Source organism: Xanthomonas sp. NCPPB 1068, assembly GCF_041479385.2.
Taxonomy (GTDB): Bacteria; Pseudomonadota; Gammaproteobacteria; order Xanthomonadales; family Xanthomonadaceae; genus Xanthomonas; species Xanthomonas cannabis.
In genome coordinates, this window is record NZ_CM192986.1 from 1,148,042 (window position 1) to 1,165,086 (window position 17,045).

General features: G+C 64.9%; 17 protein-coding genes and 5 tRNA genes. 19 read left to right on the forward strand and 3 right to left on the reverse strand.

Annotated features, from left to right (window positions below; translation table 11 throughout):
• Window positions 1–166 precede the first annotated feature (166 nt).
• The 3 genes from ACCQ12_RS04845 to hemA are packed head-to-tail and all read right to left on the reverse strand — an operon-like array spanning window position 167 to window position 4,231.
• On the reverse strand, window positions 167–1,873 hold the full coding sequence (locus tag ACCQ12_RS04845; protein ID WP_372383078.1) for an O-linked N-acetylglucosamine transferase, SPINDLY family protein: 1,707 nt from the start codon (window positions 1,871–1,873) through the stop codon (window positions 167–169).
• Window positions 1,870–2,955, reverse strand: a complete 1,086-nt coding sequence (gene prfA / locus ACCQ12_RS04850) for a peptide chain release factor 1 (protein ID WP_047695370.1) — start codon at window positions 2,953–2,955, stop codon at window positions 1,870–1,872. Before prfA ends, ACCQ12_RS04845 begins: the two co-directional genes overlap by 4 nt.
• A complete protein-coding gene (gene hemA, locus ACCQ12_RS04855) occupies window positions 2,933–4,231 on the reverse strand; it encodes a glutamyl-tRNA reductase (protein WP_372383079.1) in 1,299 nt (432 codons plus the stop codon). Before hemA ends, prfA begins: the two co-directional genes overlap by 23 nt.
• 65 nt (window positions 4,232–4,296) lie before the next feature.
• Between hemA and ACCQ12_RS04860 the strand changes: the two genes are divergently transcribed.
• The 19 genes from ACCQ12_RS04860 (at window position 4,297) to rplL (ending at window position 16,977) form a co-directional block, all read left to right on the forward strand.
• Window positions 4,297–5,985 carry a tetratricopeptide repeat protein gene (locus tag ACCQ12_RS04860; protein WP_372383080.1) on the forward strand — a complete coding sequence of 563 codons (1,689 nt, stop codon included), beginning with the start codon at window positions 4,297–4,299 and terminating at the stop codon, window positions 5,983–5,985.
• Complete coding sequence (gene lolB, locus ACCQ12_RS04865; RefSeq protein WP_372383081.1) at window positions 5,982–6,635, forward strand: lipoprotein insertase outer membrane protein LolB; 654 nt, start codon at window positions 5,982–5,984, stop codon at window positions 6,633–6,635. The genes ACCQ12_RS04860 and lolB overlap by 4 nt, the downstream gene beginning before the upstream one ends.
• Window positions 6,617–7,501, forward strand: a complete 885-nt coding sequence (gene ispE, locus ACCQ12_RS04870) for a 4-(cytidine 5'-diphospho)-2-C-methyl-D-erythritol kinase (protein ID WP_372383082.1) — start codon at window positions 6,617–6,619, stop codon at window positions 7,499–7,501. Before lolB ends, ispE begins: the two co-directional genes overlap by 19 nt.
• Window positions 7,502–7,504: 3 nt before the next feature.
• Window positions 7,505–7,581 (forward strand) — tRNA-Gln (locus tag ACCQ12_RS04875).
• Window positions 7,582–7,740: 159 nt separating this feature from the next.
• The gene (locus ACCQ12_RS04880) at window positions 7,741–8,700 is read left to right on the forward strand and encodes a ribose-phosphate diphosphokinase (protein ID WP_039411276.1); all 960 of its coding nucleotides are present in this window, start codon (window positions 7,741–7,743) and stop codon (window positions 8,698–8,700) included.
• A 111-nt stretch (window positions 8,701–8,811) separates the two neighbouring features.
• Window positions 8,812–9,447: a 50S ribosomal protein L25/general stress protein Ctc gene (locus ACCQ12_RS04885; RefSeq protein WP_046964355.1), complete on the forward strand. Its 636-nt coding sequence runs from the start codon at window positions 8,812–8,814 to the stop codon at window positions 9,445–9,447.
• A gap of 51 nt (window positions 9,448–9,498) precedes the next feature.
• Window positions 9,499–10,077, forward strand: a complete 579-nt coding sequence (gene pth / locus ACCQ12_RS04890) for an aminoacyl-tRNA hydrolase (protein WP_372383083.1) — start codon at window positions 9,499–9,501, stop codon at window positions 10,075–10,077.
• A gap of 77 nt (window positions 10,078–10,154) precedes the next feature.
• Window positions 10,155–11,246, forward strand: a complete 1,092-nt coding sequence (ychF, locus tag ACCQ12_RS04895) for a redox-regulated ATPase YchF (RefSeq protein WP_372362422.1) — start codon at window positions 10,155–10,157, stop codon at window positions 11,244–11,246.
• 153 nt (window positions 11,247–11,399) lie between these two features.
• Window positions 11,400–11,485: transfer RNA gene (locus tag ACCQ12_RS04900), tRNA-Tyr, on the forward strand.
• A 29-nt stretch (window positions 11,486–11,514) separates the two neighbouring features.
• A tRNA-Gly gene (locus tag ACCQ12_RS04905) sits at window positions 11,515–11,588 on the forward strand.
• A 33-nt stretch (window positions 11,589–11,621) separates the two neighbouring features.
• Window positions 11,622–11,697: transfer RNA gene (locus ACCQ12_RS04910), tRNA-Thr, on the forward strand.
• A 46-nt stretch (window positions 11,698–11,743) separates the two neighbouring features.
• Entirely contained in the window at window positions 11,744–12,934 is a 1,191-nt protein-coding gene (gene tuf, locus ACCQ12_RS04915; RefSeq protein WP_166752379.1) for an elongation factor Tu, read from the forward strand.
• A 107-nt stretch (window positions 12,935–13,041) separates the two neighbouring features.
• Window positions 13,042–13,117, forward strand: a tRNA-Trp gene (locus tag ACCQ12_RS04920).
• Window positions 13,118–13,166: 49 nt separating this feature from the next.
• Complete coding sequence (secE, locus tag ACCQ12_RS04925; RefSeq protein ID WP_039415354.1) at window positions 13,167–13,577, forward strand: preprotein translocase subunit SecE; 411 nt, start codon at window positions 13,167–13,169, stop codon at window positions 13,575–13,577.
• 13 nt (window positions 13,578–13,590) lie between these two features.
• Window positions 13,591–14,148 carry a transcription termination/antitermination protein NusG gene (gene nusG, locus ACCQ12_RS04930; protein ID WP_029219215.1) on the forward strand — a complete coding sequence of 186 codons (558 nt, stop codon included), beginning with the start codon at window positions 13,591–13,593 and terminating at the stop codon, window positions 14,146–14,148.
• Between the two features lie 197 nt (window positions 14,149–14,345).
• Window positions 14,346–14,774, forward strand: a complete 429-nt coding sequence (rplK, locus tag ACCQ12_RS04935) for a 50S ribosomal protein L11 (RefSeq protein WP_039415357.1) — start codon at window positions 14,346–14,348, stop codon at window positions 14,772–14,774.
• A 3-nt stretch (window positions 14,775–14,777) separates the two neighbouring features.
• Window positions 14,778–15,476: a 50S ribosomal protein L1 gene (rplA, locus tag ACCQ12_RS04940; RefSeq protein WP_039415360.1), complete on the forward strand. Its 699-nt coding sequence runs from the start codon at window positions 14,778–14,780 to the stop codon at window positions 15,474–15,476.
• Between the two features lie 547 nt (window positions 15,477–16,023).
• A complete protein-coding gene (rplJ, locus tag ACCQ12_RS04945) occupies window positions 16,024–16,557 on the forward strand; it encodes a 50S ribosomal protein L10 (RefSeq protein WP_029219217.1) in 534 nt (177 codons plus the stop codon).
• 54 nt (window positions 16,558–16,611) lie between these two features.
• Window positions 16,612–16,977 carry a 50S ribosomal protein L7/L12 gene (gene rplL / locus ACCQ12_RS04950; protein WP_039414348.1) on the forward strand — a complete coding sequence of 122 codons (366 nt, stop codon included), beginning with the start codon at window positions 16,612–16,614 and terminating at the stop codon, window positions 16,975–16,977.
• Window positions 16,978–17,045: the final 68 nt, after the last annotated feature.

Below are 17,045 nucleotides of genomic sequence, written 5' to 3' on the forward strand. Positions count from 1 at the left end.
GCCGCACCCTCATCCGGCGCTACGCGCCACCTTCTACCGAAGGGAGAAGGGAGAAGCATCCATGCCTGACTGTCGCTCGTATGGCAGCGCCAGCAAAAGATTCCGCGCCTCAAGCACCACGCCATCTAGCATGCCAACCCGGCAGCGCAACATCCGGCAACCGACGCTAACCTCCCAACCACCCACTGCGCCGCGCAATGCCACGCAGCAGCGCAGCCAGATCATCTGCAAATCCGTCCATATCGAAAACGCCACTGCGCAGGCGTTGTTCCGCCAATCGCACGCGCGCACCACGCAAGGCATCCGCATCGCTCGCCAGTTCGATCGCCTTGGCGACAAACGCAGCGTCATCGGCCACATTCATCTCATCCAGCCCCAGATGCTGATTCAGGCTGCCGGCCACGCGCGCGGCGAACGTCTCGCCTGGTGTGGTCAATACCGGGCAGCCCACCCATAGCGCGTCGGAGGCCGTGGTGTGCGCGTTGTACGGGTGCGTGTCCAGAAACAGATCCGCATGCCGATAGCGCGCCAGATACTGCGGATGCGGCAACTTCGGCATGAACACCAGCCGCTGCGGGTCCACGCCCTGTTCCTGCGCCACCGCGCGCAGTCGCGCATCGGCCCGGCCCGGCCCGGACAGCAGCCACAGCACGCTACCGGGCACCGCGCGCAACACCGCCAGCATGCGCGCCATGCTGCGTGGAGTGAGTTTGTAGCTGTTGTTGAAGCAGCACAGCACCACACCCTGCTCAGGCAAGCCGCACTCCGCACGCGGTGGCGGTTGCGCGACCGCGCGCGAGGTGTCCGACGGTTGAAACACGCGTGGCAGGCGCAGCACCTGTTCGCTGTAAAACGGCTCCAGCGACGGCGGCAGTGCAAACGCATCGCCCAGCACATGGTCCATCCAGGGCGCACCCGAGGTCCCCGGATACGCCAGCCAGTTGAGCTGCACCGGCGCCGGCCGCAGCGCGAACACTTCCGGGCGCCCGCCACCGCCCCAGCCGCGCAGATCGAACAGCAGATCGATGCCCTGGTCCCGGATGTGCTGCGCGGTCGCCAGATGCCCCAGTGCGGCGACGTCATGCAGGCGCGTCGCCTGCGCCAGGCGCGCACGGATCTCGCTGCCATCGTCATGGCTGGTCGCGAACAGGTGCACCTGCATGTCCGGCTGACGTCGCTGCAGCGCTTCGAACAAGGCCACGGTCAGCAAGCCGGTGGGGTGCGCGCCAAAGCCGTTGGAAACGAAGCCGAGCCGCAGCGCACCGCGGCTGCGCACCGTCACCGCAGGCAGCGGGCGTAAAGACGAGGCAATCGCCTGCGCACGGGTGCGGGCACACGCCAGTTGCTCGGCCGCGCTGGCGTCCTCGCTCAGGAATGCGAACGGCTCCACTGCCGCCTCGCCTCGCGCCACGGCGGCACGCACGTGCGCAGCCAGTGGCTCCAGTTCGCGCCAATCGCACAGGCGGCGTCGCCAATTGAGCAACTGCGCGGTGATGTAGGGTTCGTCGGGCAGCAACCGATGCGCACGCGCATAGGCGTCAGCCGCCTGCTCCGGTTGGCCGGCATCTTCCAGTGCGTGCCCAAGCCACAGCGCAATACCGGGATGCTGCGGTACCAGGTCCGAGGCCTGTTGCAGCAAGGTGGCGGCGTCTGCATGGCGCTGCTGCGCCCAGCGTACCCGGCCCAGCCGTGCAATCGCCTCCGGGTGACCAGGATGCATGGCCAGGGCGTGTTGTACCGCCACCTCGCCGGCGGTGCTGTCGCCCATGCCCAGCTCGGCATCGGCCAACATCAACCAGGCGACAAAGTCCCCCGGTTGGCGCCGCACCGCCTCGCGCAGCTGCAGCAGCTCGCGCGGGACGTTGGCACTCACGGGCCGTCGCTCAACCGCGCCAGTTCGTCGGCCTGATGCTCGTGCAGCAAGCGCGCGATCAGGGCATCCAGATCGCCTTCGATGATGTTGGGCAGGTCGTACAGCGTCAGCCCTTCCACACGATGGTCGGTGATGCGTCCCTGCGGGAAACTGTAAGTGCGGATGCGCTGGCTGCGATCGCCGCTGCCCACCTGCAGCTTGCGTGTCTGCGCTTCGGCGGCGGCGGCCTTGCTACGTTCGGTGTCCAGCAACTGCGCCTTCAGGCGCTTCATCGCCTTGTCGCGATTGGCGTGCTGGCTGCGTTCGGTCTGGCATTCCACCACCACGCCGGTCGGCACATGGGTGATGCGGATCGCCGATTCGGTCTTGTTGACGTGCTGTCCGCCCGCACCGGACGAGCGGAAGGTATCCACTTTCAGATCGGCCGGATTGATCGCGATCTCTTCCACGTCATCGGCCTCGGGAATGATCGCCACCGTCGCCGCCGATGTGTGGATGCGGCCCTGCGACTCGGTCGCGGGCACGCGCTGCACGCGGTGCGTGCCGGATTCGAACTTCAGCCGCGAATACGCGCCACGCCCGACCACCCGCGCCACCACTTCCTTGTAGCCGCCATGTTCGCCGGGGCTGTCGGATTCGATTTCTACCTTCCAGCCCTGGCGCTCGGCGTAACGCGCGTACATGCGGAACAGGTCACCGGCAAAGATGGCCGCTTCGTCGCCGCCGGTACCGGCGCGCACTTCCAGGAACAGGTTGCCGTCATCGCGCGGGTCGCGCGGCACCAGCAGCAGCGCCAGTTGCGCATCCAGCTCGTCCAGGCGTGCCTGCGCGGCGGCGATTTCCTCTTCGGCCAGTTCGCGCATTTCCGGGTCGCTGCGCAGGGCCTCGGCCGCGCTCAGGTCGGCCTTGGCGCGCGCTTCGTCTTCCAGCGCCACTGCCACCGGCTCCAGCTGCGACAGTTCGCGCGACAAGCTGCGGAACTTGTCGTTGTTGCCGACCACATCCGGGTCGGACAACAGGTGCTGCAGTTCTTCGCGGCGCTCGGCCAGCGCTTCGAGCTTACGGCGCAGGGTCGGCGTCATCTGTCCTCACGATCGGGGTAGCTATAGGGGGATGTTGGTAACCGGGCTTTTCCGGAAACAGCCGGTCGGCCGCACTGGTCAGTTCCAGGTCATTGTTAAGTGCCGCATCGCGCAGCGCAGCGGTGGGCGGATGCAGCAGACGGTTGGTCAGCGCATGCGCCAGCTGTTCCAGCACTTCGTCGGCGGGCTTGCCGTTGCTCAACTGTTGGCGTGCCTTGGCCAGCAACTCGTCACGGGTGCTGTCGCCGAATGCGCGCAGGCGCTTGAGCGGCGCCTGGCGTGCGTTGGCCTGCACGGTCTCGACGTAGCGTGCCACCTGCAGGTCGATGATGGCTTCGGCCTGATCGGCGGCCTCGCGGCGGCTGCGACGGTTGTCTTCGACCGCGCGCTCCAGATCGTCCACCGTGTACAGGTAGGCATCGCCCAGCTGCGCCACCGAGGCCTCGATGTCGCGCGGCACCGCCAGGTCGAACAGCAGCATCGGCTTGCGCTTGCGTGCGCGCAGCGCCTGTTCGACCTGGGCGCGCGTCACCACCGGCTCGCGCGCGGCGGTGGCCGAGAACACCACGTCGGCCTCGGCCAGGTGGCGTTCCAAGTCGGTCAATGGCAGCGCATAGCCGCCATGCTGGCTGGCCAGCGTCTGCGCATGGGCGAGGGTGCGGTTGGCGATCAGCAGGCGCCGCACGCGACCCTCGCTCAGATGCTTGGCCGCCAGCTCGATGGTCTCGCCGGCACCGACCAGCAATACGGTCGATTCGTTGAGCCGGGCGAACGATTCCTGCGCCAGCCGCACCGCCGTGGACGCCACCGACACCGGATTGGCACCGACCCGGGTATCGGTGCGCGCGCGCTTGGCCACCGAAAAGGTCTGCTGGAACAGCCGATCCAGGCCGCTGCCCAACGCACCGTGGGCGCGCGCCACCGCCCAGGCATCCTTCACCTGGCCCAGGATCTGCGGCTCGCCCAGTACCATCGAATCCAGCCCCGTGGCCACCCGGAACAGGTGACGTACCGCATCGGCATCCTGGTGTTGATACAGATACCCGCTCAGCCCGGGAGCGTGTGCGTCCAGCCAGCCGGCCAGCGTCTGCGCGTCGTCGGCCATCGCGTACAGCTCGGTACGATTGCAGGTGGACAACAGTGCCGCCTCGCGCACCTGCGGCAACGTACGCAACGATTCGAGCGCACGCGGCAGTGCCTCACCGGCGAACGCTGCACGTTCGCGCAGGTCCACAGGAGCGGTCTGGTGATTCAGTCCGAGCACCCACAACGTCATTGTTCAGTTGCTTGCGATAAGCTGGCGGCCATTCAGGGCCCCATTTTACGGCCCGGTTGCCCCCGATGCCTGTACCGATTCGCATCCTGAGTGTTCTTTTGCTGGTCGCAGTCTCCACCAGTGCCACTGCAGCACCCAAGAAAGCACCGCCCGCGCCACCCGCCAAGGCTGCCGGCGCCACCTCGCTGGAACCCGTGCTCGCTGGCGAATTCGCCTTGCAGGCCGGGCAACTGGACGATGCCGCCCGTGCCTACCTGGACGCCGCCAAGGCCGAAGCCGGCGACGCCGGGCTGGCCGAACGTTCCGCCCGCATCGCCATGCTCGCCAACGACGACCCGCGCGCCATCGAGGCGATGGCGCTGTGGCGCGCCCGCGCGCCATCGTCGATGTCGATGCGCAGCACCGAGGCGTCGCTGGCCTTGCGCCGCAATGACCTGCGCACCGCCCGTCGCGATCTGCTCGGCCTGCTCAAGGAACCCGACCCGCGCGGCTGGCGTTTTGCGTTGATCGCCCTGGCCAATGGCGGCCGCGAGCCAGAAGCCTCTGCCGACGTGCTCGAGGACCTGGTCAAGGCGGGTGCCATCCCCAACCAGATCGAGGCCTGGCAGGAGTTCGGCCGGCTTGCGCTGCGCATGGAGCGCCCGGCGCTGGCCAAGCGCATCGTCGATGAAGTGGTGCGCCGCTTCCCCGAAGAGCCGCGCGTGGCCTTGCTGCATGCCACCCAGCTGCAGCAGGAAGGCAAGAACGACGAGGCGTTGGCCCTGCTGAAGGCCGTCGAGCCGCAGGCGGTGAAGGACTCCGAACTGCGCGGCGCGCTGGCCTTCGCCTACGACGCCATGGGCCAGACCGAAGCGGCCGCACGCGTGCTCTCCACCGGGCCGCAGGACACCCAGACCTACGGGTTGCGGGCCTCCATGCTGGCCAAGGAAAAGGACCGCAGCGCGCTCCAGGCGCTGTACGGCGACCTCAAGAGCAATGCCACCAAGCCGGATCCGGATCGCCGCCTGCTGCTGGGCAAGATCGCCGAATTCCTCAAACGTTACGACGAGGCGGTGGAGTGGTACCGCGGCGTGCCGGGCGGCTCGCAGCTGAGCGAGGCGCGGTTGCGCGCGGCCAGCGCGTTGTATGAACTGGGTCGCAAGCCCGAGGCGCTGGCCGAAGTGCGTGCCCTGCAGGGCGATGCCAGTGCCGACGACGATGCCCGTCGCGATGCGTACGTGCTGGAGGCCGAGCTGCACCAGCGCGCCGAGGATGCCCCCGGCGAGCTGGACGCCTTCGAACGCGGCCTGGCCGCCTATCCGGACGACAGTGCGCTGCTGTACGCCCGTGGTCTTGCATGGGAGCGTCGCGACGACGTGCCGCGGGCCGAGGCCGACCTGCGCAAGATCCTGGTGGCCGAGCCGGAAAACGTCGCCGCGCTCAACGCGCTGGGCTACACCCTGGCCGATCGCACCACACGCTACAAGGAAGCGCTGGCGCTGATCGACCGCGCCCGCACCGCCGACCCGGACAACCCGGCCATCGTCGATAGCTACGGCTGGGTGCTGTACCGCATGGGGCGCAACAAGGAGGCCCTGGTACAACTTCGCCGTGCCTGGGCGCTGGTCAAGGACCCGGAAATCGCCGCCCACGTGGGCGAGGTGCTCTGGGTCAGTGGAAAGCAGGACGAGGCGCGGCGTTATTTCGATGAAGCGCGCCGGCTGGACCCGGACAATCGCGCGCTGCAGCGCGCCGTGGAAAAGTTCGGCCTATGAATCGCGGGATCCGCACGCTGGCCCTGAGCGGGCTGGTGCTGGCCATGCTATCCGGCTGCGTGAGCGTGCCGCGCGGGCAGGGCGGCGGAGCAGCAGTGGTCGAACAGGTGTCCGACCAGGCTCGCCAGGCCGAAGCCACGCGCCAGGCCTGGCTGCAGGCCCACCCCACCTGGTCGTTCCAGGGCCGGGTGGCGATCAGTAAGGACCGTGACGGCGGCAGCGGCCGCATCGACTGGCAGCAGGATGGCCCGCAATACCGCGTGCAGCTCAGTGCGCCAGTGACCCGGCAGAGCTGGGTGCTCACCGGCGACAGCGCCACCGGCGCCGGCCGGATCGAAGGGCTGGATGGCGGCCCGCGCAGTGGGCCGGACGCAGAGCAGGTGTTGCTCGAGGCGACCGGCTGGACCATTCCGGTCAACCGGATGGCGGACTGGGTGCGCGCGCTGCGCATCGCCGACACCGGTGCGCAGCGCGTGGACCTGGATGCCGCCGGGCGCCCGCGCACCGTGCAACAGGGCGGCTGGACCATCGAGTTCCTGGCCTGGGCTCCTGCCGGTGACGGCCAACCCGAGCTGCCGCAACGCATCGAAGCCCGCAACGGCAGCGCCAAGGTGCGCCTGCTGGTCGATCAATGGACGGTCTCGCCCTGATGTCGGCGCCAGAAGGGTGGTCGGCATGGCCCGCGCCGGCCAAGCTGAACCTGTTTCTGCAGATCGTCGGGCGCCGCGCCGATGGCTACCACCTGCTGCAGACCGTGTTCCGGCTGCTGGACTGGGGGGACACCATTCATCTTCGTTTGCGCGGCGATGGCCTGATTCGGCGTATCGGCGAGAGTCTGCCCGGCGTAACCGAAGACGACGATCTGGTGATTCGCGCCGCGCGGCTCCTGCAATCGGCCGCCGGCACGGACGCGGGTGCCGAGATCCGGGTCGACAAACGCATCCCCGCCGGTGGCGGTTTCGGTGGCGGCTCCTCGGACGCGGCAACCGTGCTGGTGGCGCTCAATGTCTTGTGGGACCTGGGTTTGCCGGTCGATGCGCTGGCCGGGCTGGGCCTGCAACTGGGCGCGGACGTGCCGGTGTTCGTGCGCGGGCACAACGCCTGGGCCGAGGGCGTCGGCGAGCAATTGACCCCGATCGCGCTCCCGGACGCGGCCTATGTGCTGGTCGATCCAGGTGTCCACGTGCCCACGCCGGCCTTATTTCAATCACAGGAATTGACGCGGGATGCCGCGCCCGCGAAAATAGCGGACTTCGCTTCCGGTTCTCTGCTCGACAATGCGTTCGAGCCGATCCTGCGGCGCCGTGAACCCGCTGTCGAGGCCGTGTTCCTGGCGCTGTCCAGGATCGGAACGCCGCGTTTGACCGGGTCGGGAAGTGGGTGCTTCGTCGAATTCGCCACGCGCGCTGCTGCAGAGCAGGCCATGGCGCAGTTGCCGGGCAGCCTGCGGGCGTGGGTCGTGATGGGTGCAGCGCACTCGCCATTGCTCGACGCACTGGACGCGAGACAAGTTTGATGCAGGGGCGTCGCCAAGAGGCCCAAGGCACCAGGTTTTGATCCTGGCATTCGTAGGTTCGAATCCTACCGCCCCTGCCAATGTGTTGATGTGGGTCGCTCTGCAAGAGGTGTAGATGCAGATTCGTCTGCAGGCGCCCGCAGCTTCATGTGCGCAGATCGAGGTACGGCCGGGCAACGGCGTGGCTCCTCTGCTCTTCCGCCGACCCGCACGCTCTTCGCCGCCGCCTGAGAGATCCCATGCAAGATCAACGTAACCTGCTGGTGTTCTCCGGCAATGCCAACAAGCCGCTTGCCCAGAGCATCTGCAAGGAGCTCGGCGTGCGCATGGGCAAGGCGCTGGTCACGCGCTTCTCCGATGGCGAGGTGCAGGTCGAAATCGAAGAAAGCGTGCGCCGGCAGGAAGTGTTCGTCATCCAGCCGACCTGCGCGCCGAGCGCCGAGAATCTGATGGAGCTGCTGGTGCTGATCGACGCGCTCAAGCGCGCCAGCGCCCAGTCCGTCACCGCGGTGATCCCGTATTTCGGCTATTCGCGCCAGGACCGTCGCATGCGCTCCTCGCGCGTGCCGATCACCGCCAAGGTCGCAGCCAAGATGATCTGCGCGATGGAGGCCGACCGCGTGCTGACGGTCGACCTGCATGCCGACCAGATCCAGGGCTTCTTCGATGTGCCGGTGGACAACGTCTATGCCTCGCCGCTGCTGCTGGCCGATATCTGGCGCGCCTACGGCACCGACAACCTGATCGTGGTGTCGCCGGACGTGGGTGGCGTGGTGCGCGCGCGCGCCGTCGCCAAGCGCCTGGATGACGCCGATCTGGCCATCATCGACAAGCGCCGTCCGCGCGCCAACGTCGCCACCGTGATGAACATCATCGGCGACGTGCAGGGCAAGACCTGCGTGCTGGTGGACGACCTGGTCGATACCGCCGGTACCCTGTGTGCGGCTGCCGCTGCGCTCAAGCAGCGCGGTGCGCTCAAGGTGGTGGCCTACATCACCCACCCGGTGCTGTCCGGTCCGGCGGTGGACAACATCAACAATTCGCAGCTCGACGAGCTGGTGGTCACCGACACGATCCCGTTGAACGAAGCGGCACGGACCTGCCCCAAGATTCGTCAGCTGAGCGTGGCCGAACTGCTGGCCGAGACCATTCGCCGCATCGCCTTCGGCGAATCGGTCAGCTCGCTCTACGTCGACTGATCTCCCATTCGGTGCCCGGATCTCTCGGGTGCCGGTACCACGTCTCTCCTGGTCGCGGGTGAGACGCTTCATCGCCGCGAGGCGGTATTCCAAACTAGGTAGTGAAACAACATGGCAAAGACTCACGAAATCAAGGTCGAGCGCCGCGCAGACGAGGGGAAGGGTGCGAGCCGCCGCCTGCGTCACGCTGGCGTCATTCCGGCCATCGTCTACGGTGGCGAACTCGAGCCGGTCAGCATCCAGCTCAACCATGAGCAGATCTGGCTTGCCCAGCAGAACGAGTGGTTCTACTCGTCGATCCTGGACCTGAACCTCAATGGCGACGTGCAGCAGGTGCTGCTGCGTGACATGCAGCGCCATCCGTTCAAGCAGCTGATCATGCACATCGACTTCCAGCGCGTCAGCGCCAACGAGAAGCTCAGTGCCGCTGTGCCGCTGCACTTCATCAACGAAGCAACCTCGCCGGCCGGTAAGTCCAGCGAAGTGGTCGTCACCCACGAGCTCAACGAAGTCCAGGTGGTCTGCCTGCCGAAGGATCTGCCGGAGTTCATCGAAGTCGACCTCGGTGCCCTGGAAGTGGGCAACGTGATCCATCTGTCCGAGATCAAGCTGCCGGCCGGTGTTGAAATTCCGGAACTGAAGCTGGGCAAGGAACACGACGTTGCCGTGGTTGCTGCCAAGCACGTGCGCGTCGAGGAAGAAGACGCTGCCGGTGAAGAAGGCAGTGAAGGCGCAGAGACCAAGTAATCCGTTGGCCGATCCCTCGCAGCATGCGGGGAATCGGCTGCGGTCACTGGCATGTCTACACTTCGTCTGATCGTCGGGCTGGGTAATCCCGGTCCCGAACACGCGCAAACCCGGCATAACGCCGGGTTTCGTTTCGTCGATGCCCTCGTCGAGCGCAGTGGCGCCCGCTGGAGCCTGGACAGCAAGCTGTTCGGCGAGACGGCCAGGGTCGATATCGCGGGGCAGCCGGTCTGGCTGCTCAAGCCGGCGACGTTCATGAATCTCAGTGGTAAATCGATCACCGCCGCATTGCGGTTCTGGAAGATCGAGCCGGAGCAGATGCTCGTCGCCCACGACGAACTGGATCTGTCACCCGGCACGGCACGGCTCAAGTTCGACGGCGGACATGGCGGCCAGAACGGTCTGCGTGACACCATCCGCCTGCTCGGCCATGGCAAATTTCACCGCTTGCGCGTCGGCATCGGTCATCCCGGTCACAAAGACCGCGTGGTGCCCTGGGTGCTGGGACGGGCAGGGCGCGAGGACGATGTGGCGATTGGTCAGGCGATAGATGCGGCCATCGACGTGCTGCCGCTGGCAATGGATGGCAATTTCAACGAGGCGATGAAGCGCCTGCATACGGAAAAATAGAGAATGGGGAATCGGGAATGGGAGGAGCGTTGCTCTTGCCATTCTCGATTCCCGATTCTCCATTCACTGGAAAACCCATGGGTATCAAATGCGGCATCGTCGGCCTGCCCAACGTCGGCAAGTCGACCCTGTTCAATGCGCTGACCAAGGCGGGCATCGCTGCGGCCAATTTTCCGTTCTGCACCATCGAGCCCAACGTCGGCATCGTGCCGGTGCCCGATCCGCGCCTCAACCAGCTGGCCGAGATCGTCAAGCCACAGAAGCTGATTCCGACCGCGGTCGAGTTCGTCGACATCGCCGGCCTGGTGGCCGGTGCGGCGAGCGGTGAGGGCCTGGGCAACAAGTTCCTGGCGCACATCCGCGAAGTGGATGCGATCACCCACGTGGTGCGTTGCTTCGAGAACGATGACGTCATCCACGTCAACAACAAGGTCGACCCCATCTCCGATATCGAAACCATCGATACCGAGCTGGCGCTGGCCGACCTGGACAGCGTGGAAAAGGCACTCAATCGCGCCGAGCGCAGTGCCAAGGGCGGCGACAAGGAGGCTGCGGCACGCAAGCCGGTGCTGGCCAAGCTGCAGGCGGCGCTGGCTGATGGAAAGTCGGGGCGTACGGCCGGCCTGGATGAGGAAGAGAAGGCGCTGGTGCGCGATCTGTTCCTGCTCACGCTCAAGCCGGTGATGTACATCGCCAACGTGCTGGAAGACGGTTTCGAGAACAATCCGCACCTGGATGCCGTGCGCGCGCACGCTGCTGCCGAAGGTGCAGAAGTGGTGCCGGTCTCTGCCGCGATCGAAGAAGAGCTGTCCCAGCTGGACGACGGGGACCGCGATACCTTCCTGGCCGACCTCGGGCTGAGCGAGCCTGGCTTGAATCGCGTCATTCGCGCCGCTTACACGCTGCTCGGCCTGCAGACCTACTTCACTGCGGGCGTCAAGGAAGTGCGCGCCTGGACGGTCAGGGCTGGCTCCACCGCGCCGCAGGCGGCGGCCGTCATTCACACCGATTTCGAGAAGGGCTTCATCCGCGCCGAGACCATCGGTTTCGATGATTTCATCAAGTATCGCGGCGAAGCCGGTGCGCGCGACGCGGGCCGTCTGCGTCTGGAAGGCAAGGAATATCGCGTCCAAGAAGGCGACGTGCTGCACTTCCGTTTCAACGTCTGATCCGATGCGTGCGGCGTCGTTCGCCGCGCGCTGTCGGGTGTGACGAATAGTTCAAAATTTTTGTTGACACCGGGTGCGTCCCACAACAAAATAACGGGCTGCTTCACCCCGAACCGATTCGCTTCACCGCGCAACGGTCCGGTAGTAAAAGCTGGAGGGATACCCAAGCGGCCAACGGGGGCAGACTGTAAATCTGCTGGCTTACGCCTTCGGTGGTTCGAATCCACCTCCCTCCACCAGTTTCACGTTGTGGCATGCAGTTCCCGGCGCGGGAGTAGTTCAACGGTAGAACCTCAGCCTTCCAAGCTGATGGTGCGGGTTCGATTCCCGTCTCCCGCTCCATTGAACGCAAATGCATGGCATAATGCAAAACTCGCTCACGTAGCTCAGTCGGTAGAGCACCTCCTTGGTAAGGAGGAGGTCGAAGGTTCGATTCCTTTCGTGAGCACCATTACTCAATCGTCTTAACTCCAAACGATTACCGAGAACTTGCACCCATGGCAAAAGCTAAATTCGAGCGCACCAAGCCGCACGTGAACGTCGGCACCATCGGTCACGTCGACCATGGCAAGACCACGTTGACCGCCGCGCTGACCAAGATCGGTGCAGAGCGTTTCGGTGGCGAGTTCAAGGCGTATGACGCGATCGACGCAGCGCCGGAAGAAAAGGCGCGCGGCATCACGATTTCGACCGCGCACGTCGAATACGAATCCCCGACCCGCCACTACGCACACGTTGACTGCCCCGGCCACGCCGACTACGTCAAGAACATGATCACCGGTGCGGCGCAGATGGACGGCGCGATCCTGGTGTGTTCGGCCGCGGACGGCCCGATGCCGCAGACCCGTGAGCACATCCTGCTCTCGCGTCAGGTCGGTGTGCCGCACATCGTCGTGTTCCTGAACAAGGCCGACATGGTCGACGACGCCGAGCTGCTCGAGCTGGTCGAAATGGAAGTGCGCGAGCTGCTCAGCAAGTACGACTTCCCGGGCGACGACACCCCGATCATCCACGGTTCGGCCCGTCTGGCGCTGGACGGTGATCAGAGCGAGATCGGTGTGCCGGCCATCCTGAAGCTGGTCGACGCCCTGGACAGCTTCATTCCGGAGCCGACCCGTGACGTCGACCGTCCGTTCCTGATGCCGGTCGAAGACGTGTTCTCGATCTCCGGCCGCGGCACCGTGGTGACCGGTCGTATCGAGCGCGGCATCATCAAGGTGGGCGACGAAATCGAAATCGTCGGCATCCGCGACACGCAGAAGACCACGGTCACCGGCGTGGAAATGTTCCGCAAGCTGCTGGACCAGGGCCAGGCAGGCGACAACGCCGGTCTGCTGCTGCGCGGCACCAAGCGTGACGACGTAGAGCGTGGCCAGGTGCTGTGCAAGCCGGGTTCGATCAAGCCGCACACCGAGTTCGAAGCCGAAGTCTACGTGCTGTCCAAGGACGAGGGTGGCCGTCACACCCCGTTCTTCAAGGGCTACCGTCCGCAGTTCTACTTCCGCACCACCGACATCACTGGCGCGTGCCAGCTGCCGGAAGGCGTGGAGATGGTGATGCCGGGCGACAACGTCAAGATGGTCGTGACCCTGATCAACCCGGTCGCGATGGACGAAGGTCTGCGCTTTGCAATCCGCGAAGGCGGCCGCACCGTCGGCGCCGGCGTGGTTGCCAAGGTCATCAAGTAAGCAGTGCCTGCAGTTCGGCGACTTCGGTCGCCGATTTGCGCGAATGGCGGGCCGGCTGAACCTCGGTCCGCCTTCGTTGTCTTGGGGTTTGCGGTAAACGAGTACATACGCCAGTAGCTCAATTGGCAGAGCAGCGGTCTCCAAAACCGCAGGTTGGGGGTTCGAGTCCCTCCTGGCGTGCCACTCCTCTTTCCGGCCCAGCGATTCGGGTCAGATCGGTAACTAGAGCCGGATGAATAGCAAAATCGAGCCTTCCAAAAGCGCGTCTGCTGCCAGCGCTGATATCGTGAAATATGTGATCTCTGCGATCCTGGTGGTTGCGGGGCTATTTGTGTGGTTCTGGTTTTCCGCTCCCGAGCGCGCGACTCAGTTGGGCGCCTGGACGCCGCAGTTGCGCGCGCTGGCGGTCATCGTCGGGTTGGTGGCGGGTGCGTTTGTATTTCTGGGGACCGGCAAGGGCCGTGAAACCCGTGAATTCATGTCCGAATCCAGGTTTGAGCTGCGTAAGGTGGTCTGGCCGACGCGCCAGGAAGCCATTCGCACCACCTGGGTCGTGATTGTTGTTGTGATCATTCTGAGTTTGCTGTTGGGCGGCTTCGACTTCGTCATCCAGAAGCTCACGCAGTGGTTCCTGGCTCGTTGAGGAGAATCAAGCAGTGAAGCGTTGGTACGTCGTTCACGCCTATTCAGGCTTTGAAAAATCGGTTGCGCAGGCATTGCGCGACCGCATCGTCCGCACCGAGATGGAAGATCGTTTCGGTGAGGTGCTGGTGCCGACTGAAGAAGTCATCGAGATGCGCGCCGGCCAGAAGCGTCGCTCCGAGCGCAAGTTCTTCCCCGGCTACGTGCTGGTGCAGATCGAGACGCATGAAGAGGCCGGTATTCCGCGCATCGACAACGAAAGCTGGCACCTGGTGAAGGAAACTTCCAAGGTCATGGGCTTCATCGGTGGTACGGCCGACCGTCCTCTACCGATCCGCGACGAAGAGGCGGACGCCATCCTGCAGCGTGTGCAGGACGGTGTTGAAAAACCGCGCCCGAAGGTCTTGTTCGAACCGGGGCAGATGGTGCGCGTCACCGACGGTCCGTTCAACGACTTCAATGGCGTTGTCGAGGAAGTCAATTACGAGAAGAGCAGGCTGCGCGTTGCCGTGCTCATCTTCGGTCGCTCCACACCGGTCGAGCTCGAGTTCGGGCAGGTCGAGAAGGGTTGACCCTCGGCGGCGCCGGCTAGGCGCCTGCCTCAAATGCTGCTATAGTGCGCGGCTCGCTGACCTGGCGACCGCCGGGAAATATTGGCTGCCGCAAGGCGGCCATCTGCGTGTAATGACAACGCGAAGCCGGGACGCGTGATTCTCCCGGTCCGATGGGGAGCCTGCCGTGCAGGCGCTAGCACCCGGAGAGCATCGAAATGGCTAAGAAGATAGTTGCGTACATCAAGTTGCAGGTGAAGGCCGGTCAGGCCAATCCTGCGCCGCCGGTCGGCCCTGCGCTGGGTCAGCGCGGTCTGAACATCATGGAGTTCTGCAAGGCGTTCAATGCGGCGACCTCCAAGCTGGAACCGGGCCTGCCGACGCCGGTGATCATCACCGCGTATTCGGACCGCACCTTCACCTTCATCACCAAGAGCACCCCGGCCAGCGTGCTGCTCAAGAAGGCTGCAGGCGTCACGTCCGGCTCGAAGCGTCCCAACACCGACAAGGTGGGCAAGGTCACGCGCAAGCAGCTGGAAGAGATCGCCAAGACCAAGGAAGCCGATCTGACGGCAGCCGAGCTCGAAGCGTCGGTTCGTACGATTGCGGGTACTGCCCGCAGCATGGGTTTGACGGTGGAGGGCTAAGACATGGCACAGACCAAGCGCGTTAAGGCCATTGCGGCCGCTGTCGTTCCGGGCAAGACCTATGCCTTCGAAGACGCAATCAAGATCCTGAAGACCGCCACCAAGGCCAAGTTTGTCGAGTCCATCGACGTTGCCGTGCGTCTGGGCGTGGACGCCAAGAAGTCCGACCAGCAGGTGCGCGGTTCCACCGTGCTGCCGGCAGGTACCGGCAAGAGCGTGCGCGTTGCCGTGTTCGCACCGGCCGGTGCCAAGGCTGACGAAGCCCTGGCTGCTGGTGCCGAGGCAGTGGGCATGGACGACCTGGCCGAGAAGATGCAGGCCGGCGACCTGAGCTACGACGTGGTCATTGCCACCCCGGACGCCATGCGCGTCGTCGGTAAGCTGGGCACCCTGCTGGGCCCGCGCGGCCTGATGCCGAACCCGAAGGTCGGCACTGTGTCGGCGAACCCGGGCGAAGCGGTCAAGAACGCCAAATCGGGCCAGGTGCGCTACCGCACCGACAAGGCCGGCATCATTCACTGCACGATCGGCAAGGCCAGCTTCGATGACGAAGCGCTGAAGTCGAACCTGCAGGCCCTGCTGGCCGATCTGCTGAAGGCCAAGCCGGCGACCTCCAAGGGTACCTACCTGCAGAAGGTGTCGGTCAGCTCGACCATGGGTCCGGGCGTAACGGTCGACCAGTCGAGCCTGTCGCTGAAGTAATCGAATGCGTCAGGCGTCATGCGCCTGACGTGTTTGTGGAGTACAGCATTGTTTTTCCGGCCCGGGTTACCGTGTGCTGGGAGTCCGTTCCCTCCTTTGGGGTAACGGACATTTTGAAGGCGATCGCCGGCGTGTCCGGCGGTAGCCGTCAAAGACCGCAGGCGCGGTCAGCGCAGGTCGACGACGGGCACGGATGCTCGCACTGGCAGGGAGTCGCCGTCGACGTAGCGGGGTCGCTTAATCGGTTCGTTTTTGAACTGGCCGGCGTAGATGGTGTCGCCCTTCTGGAGCTTTCTGGTTTACGCGCGTCTGGGACATCCCGGATCGAGTCCACTCCAGGTCTAGAACGGCCACCAACGGAACATCGGTCGATGTTCCCGGCTTCCAGGATGGAGGCTGCCCTGGACCGCAACCGGCAGGAGCCGCGAGCGGAGTAGTTTGAAGCGGGGATTAGCGATTCGGCATTTGGGATTGGCAACGGCGGCGTGATCGCTGTGACGAATCCCGAATCACCAATCCCGAATCCCGGCTTTAACGGAGGAGTGCAATGGCTCTCAATCTGTCCCAGAAGCAAGACGTAGTCGCCGAGCTGGCAGACATCGCCGCCAAGGCCCACTCCCTGATCGCCGCCGAATACGCTGGCACCACGGTCTCCCAGATGACCGCGATGCGCAAGCAGGCCCGCGAGACCGGCGTGTTCTTGAAAGTCGTCAAGAACACCCTGGCCGTGCGTGCCGTCGAAGGTACCGAATTTGCTGTCGCGTCCGACAAGCTGGTTGGTCCTTTGGTGTATGCGTTTTCGATGGAGGAACCCGGCGCTGCCGGGCGCCTGATCAAGGAATTTGCCAAGAGCAACGAAAAGCTGCAGGCCAAGGTCGTGGCAATTGGCGGGGAACTGTTCCCGGCCAGCCACGTCGACGTGTTGGCCTCGCTGCCGACCCGTGACCAGGCCCTGGCCATGCTGGCTCGCGTGCTGTCCGAACCGGCTGCGATGTTCGCCCGTGCCGTCAAGGCCGTCGGCGACAAGCAGGGTGGTGGCGACGAAGCCGCCGCGCCGGCTGCCGAGACTGCCGAAGCTTGATGTCCTAGCGTTCGCTAGAACCCAATCCAGAATCAACTCTTAAAGGTAATCACAATGTCCCTTACCAACGAACAGATCGTCGACGCCATCGCCGAGAAGTCCCTGATGGAAGTGATGGAGCTGGTCAAGGCCATCGAAGAGAAGTTCGGCGTCTCCGCCGCCGCCCCGGTCGCAGCCGCTGCTGCTGGCCCGGCCGCCGTGGTCGAAGAGCAGACCGAGTTCACCGTGGTGCTGACCAGCGCCGGCACCAACAAGGTTGCCGCCATTAAGGCTGTCCGTGGCGTGACCGGCCTGGGTCTGAAGGAAGCCAAGGATCTGACCGAAGCCGGTGGCACGCTGAAGGAAGGCGCCACCAAGGACGAAGCCGAGAAGATCAAGAAGGAACTGACCGAAGCCGGTGCGACGGTCGAAATCAAGTAAGCAACACCTTGCATCGCCAGCGGTTCATGGTGATGCACTGAAGGCTGGGGGCGTAAAGCCCCCGGCCT

Coding starts and splice junctions, on each gene's coding strand:
- prfA (WP_047695370.1), bottom strand. CDS start 2,955: ATGACGCCGACCCTGCGCCGTAAGCTCGAAGCGCTGGCCGAGCGCCGC.
- hemA (WP_372383079.1), bottom strand. CDS start 4,231: ATGACGTTGTGGGTGCTCGGACTGAATCACCAGACCGCTCCTGTGGAC.
- ACCQ12_RS04860 (WP_372383080.1), top strand. CDS start 4,297: ATGCCTGTACCGATTCGCATCCTGAGTGTTCTTTTGCTGGTCGCAGTC.
- lolB (WP_372383081.1), top strand. CDS start 5,982: ATGAATCGCGGGATCCGCACGCTGGCCCTGAGCGGGCTGGTGCTGGCC.
- ispE (WP_372383082.1), top strand. CDS start 6,617: ATGGACGGTCTCGCCCTGATGTCGGCGCCAGAAGGGTGGTCGGCATGG.
- ACCQ12_RS04880 (WP_039411276.1), top strand. CDS start 7,741: ATGCAAGATCAACGTAACCTGCTGGTGTTCTCCGGCAATGCCAACAAG.
- ACCQ12_RS04885 (WP_046964355.1), top strand. CDS start 8,812: ATGGCAAAGACTCACGAAATCAAGGTCGAGCGCCGCGCAGACGAGGGG.
- pth (WP_372383083.1), top strand. CDS start 9,499: ATGTCTACACTTCGTCTGATCGTCGGGCTGGGTAATCCCGGTCCCGAA.
- ychF (WP_372362422.1), top strand. CDS start 10,155: ATGGGTATCAAATGCGGCATCGTCGGCCTGCCCAACGTCGGCAAGTCG.
- tuf (WP_166752379.1), top strand. CDS start 11,744: ATGGCAAAAGCTAAATTCGAGCGCACCAAGCCGCACGTGAACGTCGGC.
- secE (WP_039415354.1), top strand. CDS start 13,167: ATGAATAGCAAAATCGAGCCTTCCAAAAGCGCGTCTGCTGCCAGCGCT.
- rplK (WP_039415357.1), top strand. CDS start 14,346: ATGGCTAAGAAGATAGTTGCGTACATCAAGTTGCAGGTGAAGGCCGGT.
- rplA (WP_039415360.1), top strand. CDS start 14,778: ATGGCACAGACCAAGCGCGTTAAGGCCATTGCGGCCGCTGTCGTTCCG.
- rplJ (WP_029219217.1), top strand. CDS start 16,024: ATGGCTCTCAATCTGTCCCAGAAGCAAGACGTAGTCGCCGAGCTGGCA.
- rplL (WP_039414348.1), top strand. CDS start 16,612: ATGTCCCTTACCAACGAACAGATCGTCGACGCCATCGCCGAGAAGTCC.